Source organism: Natronorubrum sediminis (assembly GCF_900108095.1).
In the GTDB taxonomy this organism is placed as follows: domain Archaea; phylum Halobacteriota; class Halobacteria; order Halobacteriales; family Natrialbaceae; genus Natronorubrum; species Natronorubrum sediminis.
In genome coordinates this window covers 1,374,579-1,394,480 of record NZ_FNWL01000001.1, presented here as the reverse complement: position 1 = coordinate 1,394,480, position 19,902 = coordinate 1,374,579, and the positions used below count along the sequence as shown (strand labels likewise).

The 19,902-nt window shown below is 62.3% G+C and carries 16 protein-coding genes; 13 read left to right on the top strand and 3 right to left on the bottom strand.

The window, feature by feature from the left end:
• The first annotated feature begins 60 nt into the window (after window positions 1–60).
• From BLW62_RS06820 to BLW62_RS06790, 7 genes are all read left to right on the top strand, one after another.
• Window positions 61–1,170, top strand: coding sequence for a mandelate racemase/muconate lactonizing enzyme family protein (locus tag BLW62_RS06820; RefSeq protein ID WP_090506276.1), 1,110 nt, complete (start codon window positions 61–63; stop codon window positions 1,168–1,170).
• Window positions 1,167–2,378, top strand: coding sequence for a mandelate racemase/muconate lactonizing enzyme family protein (locus BLW62_RS06815; RefSeq protein ID WP_090506275.1), 1,212 nt, complete (start codon window positions 1,167–1,169; stop codon window positions 2,376–2,378). The genes BLW62_RS06820 and BLW62_RS06815 overlap by 4 nt, the downstream gene beginning before the upstream one ends.
• 132 nt (window positions 2,379–2,510) lie before the next feature.
• Window positions 2,511–3,497 (top strand): hydroxyacid dehydrogenase, encoded by a 987-nt coding sequence (locus BLW62_RS06810; RefSeq protein ID WP_090506274.1) that lies wholly within the window; start codon window positions 2,511–2,513, stop codon window positions 3,495–3,497.
• A 233-nt stretch (window positions 3,498–3,730) separates the two neighbouring features.
• Window positions 3,731–4,552 (top strand): fumarylacetoacetate hydrolase family protein, encoded by an 822-nt coding sequence (locus tag BLW62_RS06805; RefSeq protein WP_090506273.1) that lies wholly within the window; start codon window positions 3,731–3,733, stop codon window positions 4,550–4,552.
• A 92-nt stretch (window positions 4,553–4,644) separates the two neighbouring features.
• Window positions 4,645–5,076, top strand: coding sequence for a universal stress protein (locus BLW62_RS06800; protein WP_090506272.1), 432 nt, complete (start codon window positions 4,645–4,647; stop codon window positions 5,074–5,076).
• A 144-nt stretch (window positions 5,077–5,220) separates the two neighbouring features.
• On the top strand, window positions 5,221–6,435 hold the full coding sequence (locus BLW62_RS06795; RefSeq protein WP_090506271.1) for a CaiB/BaiF CoA transferase family protein: 1,215 nt from the start codon (window positions 5,221–5,223) through the stop codon (window positions 6,433–6,435).
• Window positions 6,436–6,513: 78 nt separating this feature from the next.
• Complete coding sequence (locus tag BLW62_RS06790) at window positions 6,514–7,842, top strand: aminotransferase family protein (RefSeq protein WP_090506270.1); 1,329 nt, start codon at window positions 6,514–6,516, stop codon at window positions 7,840–7,842.
• 30 nt (window positions 7,843–7,872) lie between these two features.
• Here the strand turns inward: BLW62_RS06790 and BLW62_RS06785 are convergent, their stop codons facing one another.
• A complete protein-coding gene (locus tag BLW62_RS06785) occupies window positions 7,873–8,859 on the bottom strand; it encodes an NAD(P)-dependent oxidoreductase (RefSeq protein WP_090506269.1) in 987 nt (328 codons plus the stop codon).
• A gap of 303 nt (window positions 8,860–9,162) precedes the next feature.
• Here BLW62_RS06785 and BLW62_RS06780 point away from each other — a divergent pair, with 303 nt between their 5' ends.
• The 4 genes from BLW62_RS06780 to BLW62_RS06765 all read left to right on the top strand — a co-directional run bounded on the left by BLW62_RS06780 (window position 9,163) and on the right by BLW62_RS06765 (window position 14,509).
• A complete protein-coding gene (locus tag BLW62_RS06780) occupies window positions 9,163–10,131 on the top strand; it encodes a TAXI family TRAP transporter solute-binding subunit (RefSeq protein WP_245726679.1) in 969 nt (322 codons plus the stop codon).
• Window positions 10,132–10,559: 428 nt separating this feature from the next.
• Window positions 10,560–12,593, top strand: coding sequence for a TRAP transporter permease (locus tag BLW62_RS06775; protein ID WP_090506267.1), 2,034 nt, complete (start codon window positions 10,560–10,562; stop codon window positions 12,591–12,593).
• Between the two features lie 93 nt (window positions 12,594–12,686).
• Window positions 12,687–13,247, top strand: a complete 561-nt coding sequence (locus BLW62_RS06770; protein WP_090506266.1) for a carboxymuconolactone decarboxylase family protein — start codon at window positions 12,687–12,689, stop codon at window positions 13,245–13,247.
• 89 nt (window positions 13,248–13,336) lie between these two features.
• The gene (locus BLW62_RS06765; RefSeq protein ID WP_090506265.1) at window positions 13,337–14,509 is read left to right on the top strand and encodes an MFS transporter; all 1,173 of its coding nucleotides are present in this window, start codon (window positions 13,337–13,339) and stop codon (window positions 14,507–14,509) included.
• Window positions 14,510–14,550: 41 nt separating this feature from the next.
• On the opposite strand, the gene BLW62_RS06760 is transcribed toward BLW62_RS06765, so the two are convergent.
• Window positions 14,551–15,723 carry an MFS transporter gene (locus BLW62_RS06760; RefSeq protein WP_090506264.1) on the bottom strand — a complete coding sequence of 391 codons (1,173 nt, stop codon included), beginning with the start codon at window positions 15,721–15,723 and terminating at the stop codon, window positions 14,551–14,553.
• A 181-nt stretch (window positions 15,724–15,904) separates the two neighbouring features.
• Between BLW62_RS06760 and BLW62_RS06755 the strand changes: the two genes are divergently transcribed.
• Window positions 15,905–17,173, top strand: a complete 1,269-nt coding sequence (locus tag BLW62_RS06755) for an MFS transporter (protein ID WP_090506263.1) — start codon at window positions 15,905–15,907, stop codon at window positions 17,171–17,173.
• Window positions 17,174–17,848: 675 nt separating this feature from the next.
• Here the strand turns inward: BLW62_RS06755 and fer are convergent.
• Window positions 17,849–18,238 carry a ferredoxin Fer gene (gene fer / locus BLW62_RS06750; RefSeq protein WP_076582948.1) on the bottom strand — a complete coding sequence of 130 codons (390 nt, stop codon included), beginning with the start codon at window positions 18,236–18,238 and terminating at the stop codon, window positions 17,849–17,851.
• 349 nt (window positions 18,239–18,587) lie between these two features.
• Between fer and BLW62_RS06745 the strand changes: the two genes are divergently transcribed.
• Entirely contained in the window at window positions 18,588–19,763 is a 1,176-nt protein-coding gene (locus BLW62_RS06745) for an inorganic phosphate transporter (protein ID WP_090506262.1), read from the top strand.
• The last annotated feature ends 139 nt before the right edge of the window (window positions 19,764–19,902 follow it).

Sequence of the window (19,902 nt, the reverse complement as noted above, 5' to 3'; positions counted from 1 at the left end):
ATCGACCGTGATCTTGCCCGGATAACAAGTTATTTGAGAACAACCGTCACACATCGGCCCATGGAGATAACCAGCGTCGAATCCTTTCCGGTAGAGATTCCACTGGAATCGCCGGTCTCCTTCTCGAATCGAACGATCACGTACCGCGATCACGCGATCACGTACGTGCGAACCGACGAGGGCGTCGAGGGGGTTGGCTACTCGCTCGGTTACGAAGGTGCCCACCTGATCGCCGACGCGGTCGAGGACATGCTCGAGCCGTTGCTCGTCGGCGAGGATCCCCGAGACACCGAACGGCTCTGGCGAAAGATGTTCGACGGAAACGTCCAGATCGGCCGGCAAGGGATCTTGCTCCGGGCCATCTCGAGCGTCGACATCGCCCTCTGGGACGCGAAAGCGAAGGCGGCGGGCCAACCGCTGTACAAGCTCCTCGGCGGGTACGCGGACGCCGTTCCGGCGTACGCCAGCGGCGGCTACTACCGCGACGACAAGGGTCACGAGGGCCTTCGCGCCGAGATGCAACGCTACCTCGACGAAGGCCACGACATCGTCAAGATGAAGGTCGGTCGTCGGTCGGTCGCCGAAGAGGTCGAACGCGTCGAGGCCGTCCGAGACGAGATCGGGCCGGACCGAACGCTCTTGCTCGACGCGAACGGCGTCTGGTCGAGCGCGAACGAGGCGATCAGGGCCTGTCGAGCCTTCGAACCGTACGATCCGTACTTCATTGAAGAGCCCGTGATGATCGACAAGGTGCAGGCGATGGCCGAACTCAACGAGGCGATCGCCTACCCCGTCGCGACGGGCGAACTCGAGGGAACTCGGTACAACTTCGCGCGCCTCTACGACGACGGTGCGGCGAACGTCTTGCAGGCCGACGCGACGGTCTGTGGCGGCATTACCGAGTGGCTCAAGATCGCTCACCACGCGGCAGCCTACGACATCGAACTCGCTCCCCACTACAACTGGAACCTTCACGCCTCGCTCGTCGGCTCGATCGAGAACGGTCTCTTCGTGGAGTACTTCTACCGCGACATGGACGTGAAGGTCTTCGACGATATCGTCGAGAACCCGCTGTCACCGGACGACACCGGGTCGATCCCCCTCCCACAGGAACCGGGCCACGGCGTACAGTTAGATAAAGACGCACTCGAGACGTTCAGACCAGCATGAGAGATTACTCAAACCACATTCAACACCGAGACGCAGACCGAGACGTCGAAATTACGGACATCACCGCCCACGTCGTCGAAGGAAACTTCGAGTGGAACATCATCGAGATCGAGACGGACGCAGGTGTGACCGGCATCGGGGAGTCCTACCGCGGCGGCGGCGTTCCCGAACTCGTCGAGTACACGAAGCGCTTCCTGCTCGGGGAGAACCCCCTCGACGTGGAGCGACTGTTCAGACAGATCGTCCAGGAGATGTCGGGCCACGGCGGGACGACGGGCAAGGTCGTCACGGCCGCCTCGGGCATCGAAATCGCCCTCTGGGACGCCGCGGGGAAGATCCTCGACGTCCCGGTCTACCAGCTCCTCGGCGGGAAGTTCCGCGACGAAGTTCGGATGTACTGCGACTGTCACGCCGGCGAGGCCTACGCCGTCGAAGACGGCGCGACCGCCTACGCTGAGGCCGAGGCGTACTCCCCGGAAGCCTACGCGAACGAAGCGCGGCGCGTCCTCGATCTGGGCTTCGACGCGCTCAAATTCGACCTCGACCTCGAGATGGACAACGATCCCGACCCGTTCAACGGTCGGCTCTCGAACGAAGCGATCGAGCACAAGCGCCAGATCGTCGAGGCCGTTCGCGAGGAGATCGGCTACGACGTCGACCTCGCGTTCGACTGTCACTGGGACTACTCCGTCGAGAGCGCGAAGCGATTGGCTCACGAACTCGAGGAGTACAAACTGATGTGGCTCGAGGATCTGCTCCCGCCGGAGAACATGTCGGCCCAGATCGAGGTGAACGGGTCGACGACGACCCCGACGGCGACCGGCGAGAACCGCTTCCGGGTTCACGAACTCTCCGAGTTGATCTACGAACACGGCGTCGACATCGTCACGCCGGATCCGACGACCGTCGGCGGCCTCAGCGAGACCATGCGCATTGCCGACCGAGCCGAGGAGAACTACATGCCGATTTCGCCCCACAACGTCTGCAGTCCGATCGGCACGATGGCCTGCGTCCACCTCGGCGCGGCCATTCCGAACTTCGACGTCCTCGAGTTCCACGCGCTGGAAGTCGACTGGTGGGACGACCTCGTCACTCGCGACGAAGCGCTCATTCAGGACGGCTACATCGAGGTTCCCGAGAAGCCGGGGATCGGCGTCGAACTCGATCGAGACGTGCTCGAGGAACACCGGTTTGAAGGGCCCAGCTAATCCACTCGTCCGTATGAACCATCGTCTGACGAGCCCTCGCTCGAGCGTCGCCGCCGGAGGGTGCCGACCACGGCAGTCGAATCGAGTTCGAACGGGATACAGCGACTGCCGACTTGCGGGTGATCCCGGCCGATGAGTGGCGACTGGAACGTCCTCGTTACCGAGCCAATCGACGAGGCGGGTCTCGCGAAACTCGAGGCGTTCGCGGACGTCACCCGCTGGAACGAGTACGAGGCTGACGCGAACGGATCCGATGACGACGCGAGACTGCCGGCGGATATCGACCGCTATCACGCCATCGTCGTTCGAACCAGTCCGCTCGACGCAGCGGCCATCGCGCGAGCCGACGAGCTCCGGGTCGTCTCGAAACACGGCGTCGGCGTGGATAACATCGACCTCGAGGCTGCGAGCGAGCGAAACGTCCCTGTTGGGAACCTCCCCGGCGTGAACACCCAGGAGGTCGCCGAACACGCGCTGGCCTTGCTCGTGGGCGTCCGAAAGACGCTCCTGCCGACGAACGAGGCGCTCGAGTCGGGGAGCTGGGACCGTTCTGCATGTCGGTCGCGGACGGTGAAGGGCGACACGCTCGGCCTGTTCGGCTACGGACACGCCGGGCAGACGTTGGCGGAGATGGCGAACGGACTCGGCCTCTCGTGCGTCGCGTACGACCCCTACGTGACGGACGCCGAGTTGCCGCTGCACGTCACCGGCGTCGAGACGAAACGGAAGCTCTTCGAGACGGCCGACTGCGTGAGCGTCCACACGCCGCTGACTCCCGAAACTCGAGGGGCCATCGGTCGCGAAGAACTTCGAGCGCTGCCCGATACCGGCGTCATCGTCAACACCGCACGCGGCGGAATCATCGACGAGGAGGCGCTCGAGGCCGCCCTCGAGAACGACGAACTCGCCGGGGCCGGGCTGGACGTCTTCGTCGACGAACCGCCCGCACCAGACCACCCGCTCGTGAATCGATCCGACGTAATCGCGACGCCACACATCGCCGGCACGACCGTCGAGGCGCTCCGCCGGATGAGCCTCGGGGCGGCCGAGACCGTGCGGCGAGTGCACGACGGGAAGCTCCCGACGTCGACGGTGAACGAATCGTCGCTCGAGCGTTGACCGTCACTATGGCCGTCGGCAAGCGGGGTGTGCACGAATCGGATTCCCTGCCACTGTCGGGCGTGAACGGCTCGCACGAACCCACAATGCTTTTTAGCAGTGCCAGTGAGCCACACGTAGCGTATGACTCACTCGAGAGCGACGAACTCGCAGCCGGCGAGTGCAGCCACTAGTACACGGTCGTATCGTACACAGCGACAGTCACCTCGTCGGAGTGAGGTGAGTCCACAGCCGTGACGCGACTCGCCCGGAGGGCCGACGGCACGCCGTTGCTCGGCGACGAGAACGGATTCGTCCCCCTCAGCGCCGCCGACCCGTCGCTGCAGTCGGTGCAGGACGCACTGCCCCTCGCTGCGGACGGCGAGTTGCCCGACCCCGCTGCTGCGCCTGCCGACCCAGTCCCGGCGTCGGACATCTCCTTCGCCTCGCCGTTCGCGGAGTACGGCAAGCTGTGGGGAATCGGTCTCAACTACGCCGAGCACGCCTCCGACCTCGACGAAGACCGGCCGACCGAACCGGCGAGTTTCATGAAGCCCTCCTCGGCCGCGACGGGGCCAGCGGGACCGATCCGACTCCCCGACTCGGAGATTACCGACCGGGTGACGGCGGAGGCCGAACTCGCCGTCGTCTTCGGCAAGACGTGTCGAAACGTCGACCGAGCGGACGCCGAAGACGTCGTCGCGGGCTACGTCCCTGTCATCGACATGACCTCCGAGGACATCCTCGAGAAGAATCCGCGATTTCTCACGCGAGCGAAGAGCTTCGACTCGTTCATCGTCTTTGGCTCGTCCATCGTCACGACGGACGAGGTCGACGACCTCGAGTCGATCACGGTCCAGACGGTTCTCAACGGGACCGTCGAGGCCGAAAACGAAGTCCGGAACATGATGGCGCCGCCGATGGAACTCGTCTCCTTTCACAGCGACGTGATGACGTTCGAGCCGGGAGACGTCATCTCGACGGGGACGCCGGGAGCGACGGTGCTCTCGCCGGGTGACACGGTGACGGCGGAAGTCGACACCGTCGGCTCGGTGACGAGCGACGTCGTTCGGTAACGGCGGGTTTCGGCCGCTGATTTCCCTTCTTCCGGTGGAAACGATCCCCGAACCACCACAATAGCTAACTTTCCGCACGGTCGTTGTGAGGTATGGTTGTCGTCGCTGCGATCGACCAATCGGAAGACGCACAGCAGATCATCGATCAGGCGCAAACGCTCGCGAGCGACATGGGGGAAAAAATCCACGTCGTTCACGCCCTCGATTCGACGGAGTTCGCCGAACTGCAACGCGAGCACGTCTCGAGCACGCCGAGTGACGAAGGGGTGCTCGTTCGCGAGCAAATCGCAGCCGAACTGGCCGACGGCGTCGTCTCGGAACTCGACGAAATGACGGATATCGTCGGTCTGAAGGGCGAACCCTCGGATTCGATCGTCGAGTACGCCGAACGAAACGACGCCAAGTACATCGTCATTGGGGGCCGACAGCGTTCGCCGACCGGGAAGGCGCTCTTCGGCAATACGACGCAGTCGGTGTTGCTCCAGGCCGACCGACCGATCGTCGTGGTGCCACTGGGTGAGTGATGGTAACGCGATGACGACGCAGGAAAGCGATGACGGCTCGAGGGAGTGATGATGACGCGGGGACGGTCGCCGCGGGGAAATCCGTGATGGGGAGAAACTCGAGCGATCAAAGACGCTATAGGTACCGGCGCGAATGCCTACCCAATGTCCGAAGAGCGCACTCCTGAGAGCCTTCCGCTTTCCGGGGTCACCGTCGTCGACCTCACGCAGGTGATCGCGGGGCCGTTCGGAACGATGAACCTCGGTGATCTCGGTGCCGAGGTGATCAAAGTCGAAGCCGTCGGCCGTGGCGACCGAAGTCGGGGCATTCAGCCGACGCCGGCGTACTTCGACACGATCAACCGAAACAAACGAAGCATCGAGGTCAATCTCAAGACCGAAGACGGCCAGCAGATCGTCCGCGAACTTGTCGCCGACGCGGACGTGTTCGTCGAATCGACGAAACCGGGTCGCGTCGAGTCGTTCAACCTCGCCTACGACGACCTTCGCGAGGTCAACGACTCGATCATCTACTGTTCGATCTCCGGTTTCGGTTCCGACAGTCCCTACGAGAACCTCCCCGCGTGGGACACGCTCGTCCAGGCGATGAGCGGTATTATGAGCGTCACCGGCGAGGAAGGCGGCCAGCCCCTCTGGTCGGGCCTGCCGAGTGGCGACCTGATTACCTCGATGTACACCACTCAGAGCATCCTCGCCGCCCTCTACGCGCGCGAACGCGGTGACATCGATTCGGAGTGGATCGAAGTGCCGATGCTCGACGCCGCGATCTCCTGGCTCAGCGCTCGAGCGGGCCACACGTTCGGCACCGACGAGCCGTTTCCCCGACTGGGGACTCGCCACCCGACGATCGCTCCCTTCGGTCTCTTCTCGTGTCGCGACGAGAACATCGTCATCGCCGCCGGAACGCAATCGCTGTGGACGGACTTCTGTGCCGTCCTCGAGCGCGAGGACCTCTTGGAGGACGAGCGTTTCGAGACGATGCACGATCGGTCCCAGCACCCGGAGGTGCTGACGGAGATCATCGAATCCGAGTTGGCGTCGGAGAGCGCCGACGTCTGGGTGGATCGCTTCCAGGCCGCCGACATTCCAGCCGGACCGATTCACGACACGAAGTCGATCTGGGCGGACGAACACGTCGTTCGGCGAAACCTCAAGCGAACGATGGAACGCGAGGGGCGAGACGACGCCGAAGTGATCGATCACCCGGTCCATTTCTCCTCGCTGCAGACTCACCTCGGAACGCCCCCGGAGGAACTCGGAGAGAGCACTGACGGCCTGTTAGCACAGTACGGTTACGACGAGGCGGAGATTGAACGACTCAGAGAGCAAGGCGTCGTGGGAACCGACGGAAACGCCTAACCGAGAAATCGTTACTTTCCACACACGACGACGACGCGAACACTGATTATATGTACATCCATGATATAGATTCGCAGGATGTCAACGTTGTACAAGTGGGGTGCCGGTCGTGACCCCGACCATCCCGTCATCACGGACGCCTACGACGAATACCTCGTCACCGAAGACGGCGAGGAGATCATCGACGCTGCCGCCGGAGCCGCCGTCGTCAACCTCGGTCACTCGCCCGACGGCGTCGACGAGGTCATGGCCGAACAGGCGTCTCGAGTCGGCTACACCTCGACGTCGTACTTCACGAGTCCGCCGGTCGACTCGCTCTCGGAGAAACTCGCGGCGATGACGCCCGGCTCGTTGAACACCACTTTTCTCTCGAACTCCGGTAGCGAAGCCGTCGAGTCCGCGATCAAGCTGGCTCGAGACTATCACGTCGCTCGCGGCGAGCCGGAACGAGAGGCGGTCATCGGCCGCTGGCAAGGGTATCACGGCGCGACACTCGGCGCGCTCTCTGCCTCGGGGAACACTGGCCGCCGGACGACGTACAAGCCGTATCTGCAGGATTGGCCGAAGATCGGTCCGGCCTACCCCTACCGATGGGAGTACTCGGGCTCGCCGGAAGAACAGGCGAAGGCAGCCGCGGGGGAACTCGAGACGCTGATCAAACAGGAGGGGCCGGAGACGGTCGCCGCGTTCATCGCGGAGCCGGTTTCGGGCTCGAGCATCCCCGTCGCCCACCCCCATCCGCGTTACTACCAGGAGGTTCGTCGTATCTGCGACGAGTACGGCGTCCTGTTCATCGCCGACGAGGTCATGGTCGGGTTCGGCCGGACGGGGACGATGTTCGCCAGCGAGCACTTCGACGTCGTCCCGGATATGCTCACGCTCGGAAAGGGCATGTCGGCCGGCTTCGCGCCGATCAGCGCGACAATGATCCGCGACGAACTCCTTGAGCCCCTCGAGGACGCGGAGCACTCGTTCTACCACGGTCACACGTTCAGCGGGAATCCAATCGCGACGGCCGTCGCCGACCACGTCGTCGATCGCTACACGCCGGAGCTGTTGGCGAACGCTCGAGCGCGCGGCGAGCAGCTTGTCGACGGGCTCGCGCCGCTTCGGGACTCCTCGATCGTCGGCGACATCAGACAACTCGGCCTGATGGTCGGCGTCGAGTTCGTCGCGGATCCCGAGACGGGCGAGGCGTTCGATCCCGATCTCGGCGTCTACAAGCAGATATTCGAACGCGCGTTCGAGGAGGGCGTCTACACCTACCCGGGAGGTGGCAGCGTGGACGGTCACCGCGGGGATCACCTGATGCTCGCGCCGCCGTTGACCCTCGGTGAAGACGTCGCCGACGAGATCAGCCGGACCGTCGTCAACGCCGTGACCGACGTCGAACGCGACCTCGAGTAGGAACGACCGACTCGATTCGACGCTACCCGCTCAGTCGTCGTACACCTCGGGGTTGACCGTGTAGGCCGTTCGATCACCGGCGAGAACGGTTCGGATTCGCTGGCCGAGTTTTTCGACGCCGCGTTCGTGGAGTCGGTTACTCAGGCCCGCGACGTGTGGCGTCACCGTGACGAGATCCGAGTGGAGTAACGGATTGTCCGGTTCCGGCGGCTCGTTCGTCATGACGTCGAGGGCGACGCCCGCTAGTTGCTCGGCTTCGACCGCGTCGATGAGCGCGGCCTCGTCGATAACTTCGCCTCGAGCGGTGTTGATGAAGTACCCGCCAGCGAGCGCGTCGAACTCCTCGCGGCCGACGAATTCGCGCGTCTCTTCGGTCAACGGCGCGTGGACCGTCACGAGGTCACTTCGCTCGAAGAGCGTATCCGTGTCGGTGAGTTCGATCCCTTCGTCGCTCACCTGGGCTGGATCGACGCGCGGATAAATCGCCGAGTCGCGCTCGCCGGAGACGTAGGGATCGGACGCGAGGACCTCCGAGCCGAACGCTCGCCGAACGGTCTTGGCGACGTCGAATCCGATCACGCCGAGGCCGACGACGCCGACGGTACAGGATTGTAGCTCGAGACGCTCCGTCTCGCGCGCGCTCGCCCACTCACCCTTGCTCGTCTGACTGGCGGCGCTCGGAATCTTTCGGAGCATCGAGAGCATCAGACCGACCGTGTGCTCGGCGACGCTCGGTCCGGGATTGTCGGGCGAGTGCGTCACGACGATTCCGTGTTCGGTCGCGGCCTCGATATCGATGTGGTCGTAGCCCGAATTGAGGACCGAGATGATCTCGAGGTCCTCGCTCTCGGTAATCACTCGTTCCGTGACGAGTCCCGGACGGACGATTAGCCCCTGACAGCCCTCGAGCGCGTCGATCAGTTCCGATTCGACGTCTCGGCGGAGTCCACCTGCTGGCACCTCGAGATCGCGAATCTCGCAATCCTCGAGTTCGGCGGCGATGAGATCGAGGCGCATAGGGTGCGATTCGCTGTGCGTAACGAGTATGCGTGTCACGTCTTGTGGTGAGTGTTAGCACACAGTTATACTTTCACATCGACCTTGCCTCGAGCAGTGACAGCTAGTGTTGTCACATAGTTCAATCACCTCGCTGAGGTATCGTGTCGTTCTCGACGGCCACGGACCGACAGCAGGCGAGGGGGTGTTAGATCCCAGTCAGTTCCAAACTCATTACTAGCTGTTAATATCCATATAATGTGTTTTGAGTGTGATAGGTGGTCAATACCTTTATAGGGTTGGATTCGCATGGTGGATGTGAGCATGGTCAATAGCTCGGATAGAAGAACGTTTATCAAAGCTGTGAGTGCGGGAAGTATTGCTGGCATGACCGGGATGGCCGGTTGTCTAGACGAAATTGGTGGTGGCGGTGGTGACGACTTCGTCACGATCGCGACTGGTGGGACCGGCGGTGTCTACTACACGCTCGGTGGCGGGATGGCTGACGTCTGGGCGGACGAGCTCGGACTCGACACGTCCGTCGAATCGACCGGTGGCAGTGTCGAGAACGGTCGACTGCTCGCCGAGGACACCGAAGTCGCCCTCATGATGGAAAACGCCATCCACGACGCCATTCATGCCGAAGGTGACTTCGACGAGGAGATTCCGCTGCAGGCACTCCACGGGGCGTACATGAATCCGACACACGTCGTCGTCCAAGAAGACCTCGACGTCGAGACGTTCGACGACCTCGAGGGCCATTCGGTGTCGATCGGTGACCTCGGTAGTGCAACCGAGATGACGGCGTCCGACATCTTCGAGTTCTACGACATGGACTACGACGACGTCGACGCTCGAGAGTACTCCTTCGACGAGACGACGGACGCGATGATCGACGACCAACTCGACGCCGGGATGTACAGCGTTGGCCTCCCCGGTCCGGCGGTCGACGAACTGTTCACGCAGGCCGACGTCACGTTCGTCGAGTTCCCTGAAGAAGACCTCGAAGCGATGAGCGAGGAGTGGGACCACTACGAGCCCCACGAAATTCCAGCGGATACGTACGACGGACAGGACGAGGCTGCACCGAACCCCGGCGTCCTCAACACCGTCGTCGTTCACGAAGACATGGACGAGGAGATGGCCAACGACCTCACGACGACGATTTACGAGAATATCGACCGGCTGGCAGACGTCCACCAGGCCGCGGACGACTTCGAAGAGTACGCCCGTGAGAGTCCAACCGAATACCACCCAGGCGGAGAGTCTGCACTCGACGATCTCGATCTGTAACCAGATCGAATCCGAGCTATCGCCTGGCCGAACGAATGGTTTAACGCTTTAGTGCGTTGCTAGTGAACAACCTTCATAGATGAGTCGTGTTACCACACACTGTGTCGGCTCACCTGGTCTATCGGGCTCGACAACGAGAAGCAGAACACTCGAAGCCTGTCGACCGTGGATTCCGACGCGCACTGACACCGATGGCCCGCGTGTCCTTCGAACGAGGAGACTGTCCGACGCGAATGCTGGCACGGCGAGACACCCACCAGAATACACGAAGATATCCTCGATATGAGTCACGAAAATTTCGTGCGTACGCACACGACTTGCAGCCTCCATTGCAGCCTTCGATTGTGGCAAACGGACACCGACGTCGATGAATCGGTTCCGGTGATTTCCCGGCACCAAACTACTGACAGCAATAGACAGACACTGGTATGAGCACCAATAGTAACGACGGCGGAATCGGAGAAGAACTTACAGATATAGACGAATCGACGATAACGACGGGGAGCCACTGGAGCGGCACGGCACCGCGACCGTTAGAAGGGAAACTGAAGCTCACTGCGGTCTTTTTGGCCGTCGTCGTCGGTGCCTACCACGTCATCACGGCAGGAACTGGCATTCCGCCGGCGTTGATCAACCGGCCGATCCACCTCGCGTTCCTCGGCGCACTCGTGTTCATCTGGTACGAAGGCCACACCGGGAAGCCCAAAGACTACGTACCGTGGTACGATTGGGTGCTCGCGTTCCTCACGTTCCCGGCGATCTTGTACGTCTCCTGGGCACTCACGTACGACAATCTAGCCGCTCGGACGGGGAATCCGACTGGCATCGACATTCTGTTCGGATTCATTGGACTCATCCTCGTCTTCGAGATGACCCGCCGGATGACTGGCGTCATCCTCCCCATACTGGCAGGCGTCTTCATGGTCTACGCCTACACCGGTCCGCTGTGGCCACTGCAACTGGCCCACCCCGGATACAGCTACGAGCGCATCGTCTCCCACCTCATGCTCTCGACGAACGGCGTCTACGGCATCCCACTCGACGTGAGTGCGACGTACGTCGTCCTCTTTATCATCTTAGGGGCGTTCTTAGAGGTGACTGGCATCGGTGACTGGTTCATCGACCTCGCATACAGCGTCACCGGACGCATGTCGGGAGGTCCCGCCAAGACCTCCGTCATCGCGAGTTCCTTCATGGGCAGTCTGAACGGCAGCGCCGTCGCGAACACCGCGACGACCGGTGCCTTCACGATTCCGCTCATGGACCGAACCGGCTTCAAGCCGCGCTACGCGGCAGCCGTCGAGGCGGCCGCCTCGAGCGGTGGGCAGATCCTGCCGCCGATTATGGGTGCCGGCGCGTTCATCATGGCTGCGTTCACCGGCATCTCCTATGCGGAGATCATCATCGCCGCGGCCGTTCCGGCGGCGCTTTACTTCGGGTGTATCCTCCTCTCGGTTCACTTCCGAGCCAAGAAACAGGGCCTCGAGGGACTGCCAGCCAGTCAACTGCCGGACGCTCGTGAGCTGGTGACCAACGGGATCCACTACCTGCTACCGATCGTCGTGTTGGTCTACATGTTGCTCTCGGGGTGGACCGCGATGACCGCCGGTTTCGTCGCCATCGTGTTAACGCTCGTCGTTGCGATTCCGCTCTCGTCGGTCAAACAACTCGGTCGTGCCACGGCCAACGGTGATTTCGACACCGTGGGAACGATCGGGTACAACGCCGTTCACACGATCATTCGCGCGCTAGATCGTGGCATTCGGATGACGCTGATCGTCGCGACGGCCTGTGCGACGGCGGGGATCGTCGTGGGTATCGTTACCCTGACCGGTCTCGGACTGGTCTTTAGCTCGCTCGTCGCGACGCTCTCGGGGGGCGTCTTGCTGATCGGCCTCATCATCACGATGATCGCGTCGATCGTCATGGGCATGGGCCTCCCGACGACCGCAGCGTACATCGTCGTCGCGTCGCTGGGCGCGCCGGCGCTCATCGAACTGGGTGTCGACACGCTCCCGGCCCACATGTTCATCTTCTACTTCGCCATCCTAAGCGCCATCACGCCGCCGGTGATGCTCGCGGTGTTCACGGCGAGTGGAATCTCGGAATCGAACCCGTGGAACGTGGCGATAGACGCCGTTGGACTCGCCGCCGTCGGCTTCATCGTTCCGTTCGCGTTCGTCTACGGGAACGAGTTGCTGCTCATCGGTGGTACGGGAGCCGTCATCCTCGGCGTCCTCTCGGCCGGTGCGGGTGTCGTCGCCATCTCGAGTTCCCTGGAAGGATTCTTGCTCAAACGAGCCTCGCGCGTCGAACGGCTCATCTTGTTCGCGAGCGGGCTCTTACTGCTCGTCCCGGGGATTATGACGGACGGGCCGGCAGCGCTCGGACTCGCACTCGTGTTGGTCCGTCACTACACGTCCGAAGACGTCGACATCTCGGCACCGGTTGGTAGCGACTGAGCCGACGACCGACCGGCGTCGGTTCGCCTTTCGACGTCTGGTCGCCTGTTCTCCGCTAGCTATATATCCTCGAGTGCCAACGATTCGGATACAATGGCAGACAATGACTCGCCTAGAGTCCCATTTATCGCGTCTAAAGCGGCGATTCCTGAGGATCAATACCACAATTACGACAAGATTGTCGACAGTCGCGGCGACGTGATCGGCCCCTTCGGCGTCTTGTTGAATAGCCCCGAGGTGGCGGGCCGCGCGGGGCACCTGGGGACGTACATTCGATTCGACAGCGTCCTTCCCGACGACGTCCGGGAGCTCGCGATCCTGACGACCGCACGCGAGTTCGACTGTCCGTTCGAGTGGGCCGTCCACGAACCGATCGCGCGAGACGCCGGCGTCAGCGACGAGGCGATCGAGGCCGTTCGCGAGCGAGTTGCCGTCGACGGTCTCTCGAGCCACGAGCGACGCATCGTCACGTTCGGCCGCCAACTGTTCGAGACGAACGAGGTAGACGACGAACACTTCGAGGCTGCCGCCGACCAGTTCGGGACCACCGGAGTAACTGAACTCGTTGCGACCTTCGGTTACTACAGCATGCTCGCCGTCGTCCTCAACGCCCTCGAGGTCGCCCCGGACGAGGACGCCCCGTCGCTCGGGTAAGCGACGAAGAACGTCCGTTGGGACAATATTCTCCGGACAGATCGACCGGGAACGCAAGCCGCTTTTTCCCACCCCCGAAACGGGGGGCTGTGAAGTGGCGGTACACCCATACGGCGTTAGTGCTGTGTACGCTCGCGTTCATGGGGACCATGGTCGCGCGGCTGTCGATCAGTCCGCTCGTCCCCGCGATAACCGACGATTTCGGCGTCTCGAACGCGGCCGTTGGCTTCGCCCTCTCGTTGATGTGGGCGACGTATGCGCTTGCACAGTTTCCGAGCGGTATCTTCGGTGACCGATTCGGTGAGCGTCGCGTTATTCTTACGGCGATCGGGTTAACGGGCGTCGCGAGCATCTTTCTCGCGATCTCCCCGACGTTCGGATTGTTCGTCGTCTTCGCGATCGTGCTCGGATTCGGTGCCGGCCTGCACTACACGCCGGCGACGACCTACCTGACGAAGCAGTTCGACGATATCGGTCGCGCGATTGGGTTTCACATCGCCGGGAGTCCCGCCGCCGGTCTCGTCGCCCCCGTCGCGGCGGCACTGATCGCTAGTTTCTACGGCTGGCGAGCGGGTATCCTCATCGGCGCGCTCTTCGCGATTCCACTGTTCGTCCTCTTCATCTGGCGAATCCGACCGACGACGCCGACGCGTCCGGAGCAACCGATGCGAGAACGCGTCCAGATCACCACGATATTCGAGTTACTCTCTCGACCGTCTATCGCGTACACGACGCTCATCGCGTTTCTCTGTGCGTTTACGTGGCAGGCGACGGCGTCGTTCCTGCCGGCGTTCTTCGAGGACGGCCAAGGTCTTTCGGCGTCGCTCGCGAGCGCGCTGTTCTCGCTTTACTTTCTCGCCCACGGCCTTACGCAGCCCCTCACCGGCTGGCTTTCCGATCGATTCGGCCGCGACGCGACGACGGTCGTCTCGATGAGTGCGGGCGTCCTCGGCTACGGTGCGCTCGTCGTCGCCGACAGCCTCGCTATTTACGCACTCAGCGTCTGTTTCATCGGGCTCGCGATGAGTTGGGGCGCGCCGGTCCAGTCGCGGTTCATGGACTCGTTTACGGACGCCGAACGGAGCACGGGCTTCGGACTCGTTCGAACCGTCTACATGACGACCGGCGCGTCGGGCAGCGTCGCCGTCGGCGCACTCGCTGACTTCTTCGGATGGGAAGCCGCATTCGCCGTGCTCGCCGGCATCATGGCTCTCGTCTGTGCGACGATCGCGACCAATCGCGTCCTCCGTCTCGGGTTATAAGTACTGAAGCGACCCTCGAGGAGCGAGTGCTGGAACAGGCGCTAATACTCGAGTCCGAGTGCCGAGTTCGCGAGCAAGCCGACGGCGACGATCCCTAACGCGGCCATCAGCATGCCAAAGGAGACGGCCCAGCCGAAGACGTCGGCGAAGAGGCCGACAGCGAGCGAGCCGAGCGATCCGATAACGAGGTAGACCGTCCGAACGAGCCCGAAGCCGCCGCCGCGTTCCTGTTCGGACATGTTTTCCATGAATCGTGGCTCGATCGCGACGGCCCAGCTCAAGCCGATGCCGACGAGGACGATGCCGCCGATGACGCCGAGGAGGCCGGGAACGGCGACGAACAGTCCCAGCCCGCTCACGCCGGTGATCATACAGCCGACGATGACGGCGTCGCGGCCCAAGCGATCCGACAGCGCGCCGATACTCGGCTTCGTCACCGATTGCGTGACGAAGTACATCGCGAAAACGGTTCCCGCGATCGCTTCAGACTGGCCGCGGTACTCGACGAGAAACGCGGGCAAAAACGAGGCGATTCCCTGCCAGACGAACGCACAGAGCGCAGCGATCGCCACCGTGAATGCGATCTCCGGGCGTTTGAGTATCCCGACGACCGGCCCGAGTTGTAGTCGTTCCACGACTGCTTTTCCCGGTTGACGCGGGTCGGTCGGTCGAATACGCCACGCAAAGAGGAGGAAGATCGGAAAGGCGATCACGGTCGCGAACGCAACCGCCGGACGCCAGCCAAAGCGAACGCTAATCCAGGCGGCGGCGACTGGGGCGATGAGTCCCGCCGCGGACGATCCGCTCGTGTGAATGCCGATCGCGAACCCGAGATTGTCGAACGTCCGACCGAGAAACGTCGTCGCGACGCTGTAGTGGAGGCCGGCGACCCCACCGAGGGCGATGACGGCGAGGACGAATACGGCGAAATGGGGCGACAGGGCGAGCAACACGCACATGATCGACGTCCCGCCTAGCGCGAGGAGGATCACCGCCCGTTCGCCGAATCGGTCGCCGAGGATGCCACTCGGGAACTGCGCGAGCGCGTAGGCCATCCACATGCCCGTCAGTGCGAATCCGATAACTGTGTTCGAAATTTCGAAATCGTCCGTAATCGCCGGGACGACCGGACTAATCGCGAGTCGAGCAACCGTCGTCGAGAGAAACGCCAGCGTACACAGCGCGAGGACTGTGTACTTGTATTGCCAGGCCATCAGTTCGTCAACACACCATCACGGCTCTGGATCGAATCCTCTCAGCAGGAGCCAATCAATGTGGATGTACCGGCAAGTACGGTCGTTTCACGCACCTGAATAGTGGTACGGACGGTAGATTCACGTTACCCCCGTTCACAATGATGATCGTTTGCGGACGCTCGAGTCACCCTCACCAGCAATGAATCGAAACGACCGACAAATCTCGCGGTTTACGATGATCGGCCACGCGACGTTTCACGTCTACGAGCTGACGATCCCGCTATTCGTCGTCATCTGGCTCGACGTGTTCGACGTCTCCGCGGCGGTGTTAGGAACGGTCGTCGCGGTCGGCTACGGCCTCATCGGCGTCGGTGCCCTGCCGAGTGGCATTCTCGCGGACCGATTCGGGTCGAAGCAACTCGTCGTCTGGTCGATGGTCGGCATGGGCGGCGGATTCGCGCTGGTGAGCCTCGCACCCAACGTCTACGTGCTCGGCGCGGCTCTCGTCGTCTGGGGGGCCGCCGCGAGCGTCTATCACCCCGCCGGACTCTCGCTCATCACTCGCGGAGCCCGCCAACAGGGGACCGTCCTCGCCTACCACGGCGTCGCCGGAAACGTCGGCACGGCGTTCGGCCCGCTCGCCGCCGCCATCGCACTCACCCTCCTCGACTGGCGGATCGTCGCCGCCCTCTTCGTCGTGCCAGCAGTCATCGGTGTCGTCGCGGCGTACGGCCTCTCGTTCGACGAAACTGCAGCCGTCGACGAACCCACTGCCTCGAGCGACGGCGGCGATCGACTCGGCTCGAACGAGGACGCCGATGGCGACGGCGTACGCGCCGAACTCTCGACGCTGCTCGAGCAGACGAAGGTGTTGTTCGTCGGCAGTTTCATCCTCGTGTTCGCAATCGCGATGCTCGCGGGGACGTACTACCGGGGCGTCTTCACGTTCTTGCCGGACGTGCTCGCTGACCTGCCGGTCTTTTCGTCCGTCGAGATCGCCGGAGAGTCGTTCGAGCCGAGCCAGTACGTCTACGCCGGACTGTTGTTGATCGGCGCAGGCGGACAGTACGTGGGCGGAAAAGTGAGCGACTACCGCTCGCCCGAGTGGGCCATCGTCGGCGCGTTCGTCGCGTTGATCGTCGTCTCGTTGCTCTTTCCCATCGTGACCCAGGGCGGGTTGATCGCGACGCTCGTGATCGCCGCCGCCCTCGGCTTCTTCGTCTACGTCGAGGCACCAATCCACCAGGCGTTGATCGGAAAGTACGCTTCCGCCGACGTCCACGGCCTCTCGTTCGGCTATACGTACCTCGGCGTCTTCGGGATCGGTGCCGCGGGCGCGTCGGTCGCCGGTATCTCGCTCACCTACGGTGGAGTCGGAGTGCTCTTTGGCGTCCTCGCTCTGTTCCCGGCGGTCGGACTGCTACTCGCCGGGTACTTGGTCGTTCGTTCCCGTCGAGAGTCCACGTGATAGCGCGCTCGTATCCGGACTCCATCAAAATTAAATACACGAACTACACCGCGTTCTTTTGGAAGCGACAGTTCCCTGTCTGTTCAAGACATGATTTCTCTCTGCCTCCCAGAATTAGGTCCCCACCTTCCTGATCGTCGCCGGCTGCCGTATGGGATTTTCCACCGGAAAGCCGACTCTCGAGTCACGTCTCAGACGACCACCGTCGACCATCGTCACCCACCATCGACCATCGTCACCCACCGTCGTTTCGCCGTCTGCCGTCGGCGAGTGTGTCGACGGTCCTGGCACACCCGTGGTCGCTTTCGAAACCAGGTCCTGTCGTCCAGTTCGCGAGTGAAACCGGCTCGAGACACAGTTTCGCTATCGAACGTCCACGCCTCGCTCAAAGACTCACGACGGGTACCGGTCTTTCAAGAGGCCCGGCACAACCGTTCGATTGCTCGCGTCTGTTGGGAATGCAATCGGTTGATACCTTGCGTGTGGCCTGCTGTGGTATCGCCATCCATTTTGCTCGTATAGTGTGTAGCTAATTTTGCACGAAAATGGGGTGAGTAGGGGAGACGAACTGCTCGAGACGATAGCAGTTGCTGGGGTTTTCTGTCACCGTTTGCCTAAACCAGTGAAAATCGTCCCATCGTCTGGGACGGGTCGTCTATGCGGTAGTTGCAGCCGTTAGATGACGCGGTTTTGCAGGTAGTCGAGGTGCTTCGCGTTGTAGACGATCTTGACTTCGTCGGTCTCAGCGGAACCGATGCAAGTCAGGACGACGTTTTTGTCCTCGACTTCCTCGTCGGAGAGGATCTGTTGCATGTCCATCTGGATTTCGCCTTCCTTGATGATGGCTGCACAGTTTGCACAGGCACCTGCACGGCAGGAGAAGGGCCAGTCGTAGCCCTGGGCCTCGGCGGCCTCGAGGATGTACTCCCCTTCGGCGACGTCGAGGGAGCCGTAATCTTCTTCGTCGAGACCGGCGTCGGCAGCCTGGTCGAAGAGGTCGTCGTCGTCCATCTCCCAGCCCTGGTCGTCCAGTACTTCGTAGTTGAGGTATTCTACCGTGGGCATCGTTCGGCGGTTCGAGTCCCGCACTGGTATAGCTTGCTGTTCGGTCCTCACTGGTCTATCAGGCAGGATATCTCTGTTCGCCGCTCGAGATTTAAACACATGTTTCATACGGCTCGAAGGAACTCTCCAAAAGATCACATATGTGCGAAAGCACCCCCGTTAGATCGATGGAATCGACCTCGATACCGAAGTCACTCGTCCGTCGTCCTCTCGAGTCATCGCCGTCTCGTCCGACTGGAGACATCACAGTGAAATAGCCTCACAGCCCGCGACAGTTTCTGTCTGTCAGTCGACGAGTGCGGTGGGATGAGTAGTATCCTTTATCCCGAAGGATTGCGTTATCTCCGCTGTGATCGAGACACTGTTACTGATCGGTATTCTCGTGGCTGCCTTCGTCGGCTACAATATCGGTGGGGCGACCACCGGTGTCTCGTTCGGACCCGCTGTCGGCGCCCACGTGCTCTCGAAACTCGGGGCCGCCGCGCTGATGTCGGTCTTTTTCTTTCTCGGCGGTTGGATCGTCGGGCCGGCCGTCGTGGAAACGCTCGGGGAGGACATCGTCCCAGCCGATATTCTGACGCTCGAGGCGGGGATCGGTGTCCTGTTTTTCATCGGCCTCGCGTTATTTGCGGGCAATCTGTTCGGCGTTCCGGCCTCGACGTCGATGACCGCGGTCGGCTCGATTGCCGGCCTCGGACTGGCGACGGGGACGCTCGATTGGGCCACGATGGGCGAAATCGTCTCGTGGTGGATCGTTGCGCCGATCGTCGCCTTCTGGGTCAGCGGCGTGATCGGCCGCTACTTTTACCCGCAACTCAACGAGTGGGTCGCTATCTCGAGACGCGAAACCCACCTGTGGGTGGTCGATCGCTCGTCGACGATTCCGAAAGTCTCCGCCGCGGAGGGGACGGACAAACGCGAGATCACTGGCTCGCTGATCGTCGTCGCGATCGGCTGTTACATGGCCTTTAGCTCGGGGGCCAGTAACGTCGCAAACGCCGTTGCACCGCTCGTCGGCAGCGGTGCCCTCTCGATGGAGTGGGGAGTCATCCTCGCGGGCGTCGCGGTCACCATCGGTGCGTTCACCATCGCTAGACGGACGCTCGAGACGATGGGGAACGATATTACGAACCTGCCGTTGACGGCGGCGGTCGTCGTGATGACCGTCTCGGCGACGATCGTAACCCTGCTCTCGGCGATCGGGATTCCGGTCCAGTTGGTCATCGTCGCGACGATGAGCATTATCGGGCTCGGCTGGGGGCGCGCGACCCGGACGACGACGGTAACGGACGCCGTTCGAGGCGGCGAGGAGACGAGTGTCTCCGTCGGTGCACTCACCGCAGAGGAGGAGGGCGAACCCGCACCGGAAATTGGGGAGGAAGAAGCCGCGGACATCCCGAAGGCGTCGGATCTGTTCGATCCGTCGACGACTGCGCGGGTGATCTTAGTCCAGAACTTCGTCCCGGTGCTCGCGACGCTTGGCGCGTTCCTGACGTTCCGGTTCGTCCCGATCTTCGGCTTTTGAGTCCAAAGTATTTCGGTGAACAGTCTCGTCCGTGTAGATATCATGTTTCCGTGGCAGTCGATTCGTCGAAGTCAGTCGGTCACGCCGACGTGGGGTAACTCGACTCGAGCAACACGTCCCGTGACGGGTGTCGCCGTCG

Excerpts from the sequence above, each read along its gene's own strand:
- BLW62_RS06820 (WP_090506276.1), top strand. The coding sequence starts at position 61 with ATGGAGATAACCAGCGTCGAATCCTTTCCGGTAGAGATTCCACTGGAA.
- BLW62_RS06815 (WP_090506275.1), top strand. The coding sequence starts at position 1,167 with ATGAGAGATTACTCAAACCACATTCAACACCGAGACGCAGACCGAGAC.
- BLW62_RS06810 (WP_090506274.1), top strand. The coding sequence starts at position 2,511 with ATGAGTGGCGACTGGAACGTCCTCGTTACCGAGCCAATCGACGAGGCG.
- BLW62_RS06800 (WP_090506272.1), top strand. The coding sequence starts at position 4,645 with ATGGTTGTCGTCGCTGCGATCGACCAATCGGAAGACGCACAGCAGATC.
- BLW62_RS06795 (WP_090506271.1), top strand. The coding sequence starts at position 5,221 with ATGTCCGAAGAGCGCACTCCTGAGAGCCTTCCGCTTTCCGGGGTCACC.
- BLW62_RS06790 (WP_090506270.1), top strand. The coding sequence starts at position 6,514 with ATGTCAACGTTGTACAAGTGGGGTGCCGGTCGTGACCCCGACCATCCC.
- BLW62_RS06785 (WP_090506269.1), bottom strand. The coding sequence starts at position 8,859 with ATGCGCCTCGATCTCATCGCCGCCGAACTCGAGGATTGCGAGATTCGC.
- BLW62_RS06780 (WP_245726679.1), top strand. The coding sequence starts at position 9,163 with ATGGTCAATAGCTCGGATAGAAGAACGTTTATCAAAGCTGTGAGTGCG.
- BLW62_RS06775 (WP_090506267.1), top strand. The coding sequence starts at position 10,560 with ATGAGCACCAATAGTAACGACGGCGGAATCGGAGAAGAACTTACAGAT.
- BLW62_RS06770 (WP_090506266.1), top strand. The coding sequence starts at position 12,687 with ATGGCAGACAATGACTCGCCTAGAGTCCCATTTATCGCGTCTAAAGCG.
- BLW62_RS06760 (WP_090506264.1), bottom strand. The coding sequence starts at position 15,723 with ATGGCCTGGCAATACAAGTACACAGTCCTCGCGCTGTGTACGCTGGCG.
- BLW62_RS06755 (WP_090506263.1), top strand. The coding sequence starts at position 15,905 with ATGAATCGAAACGACCGACAAATCTCGCGGTTTACGATGATCGGCCAC.
- fer (WP_076582948.1), bottom strand. The coding sequence starts at position 18,238 with ATGCCCACGGTAGAATACCTCAACTACGAAGTACTGGACGACCAGGGC.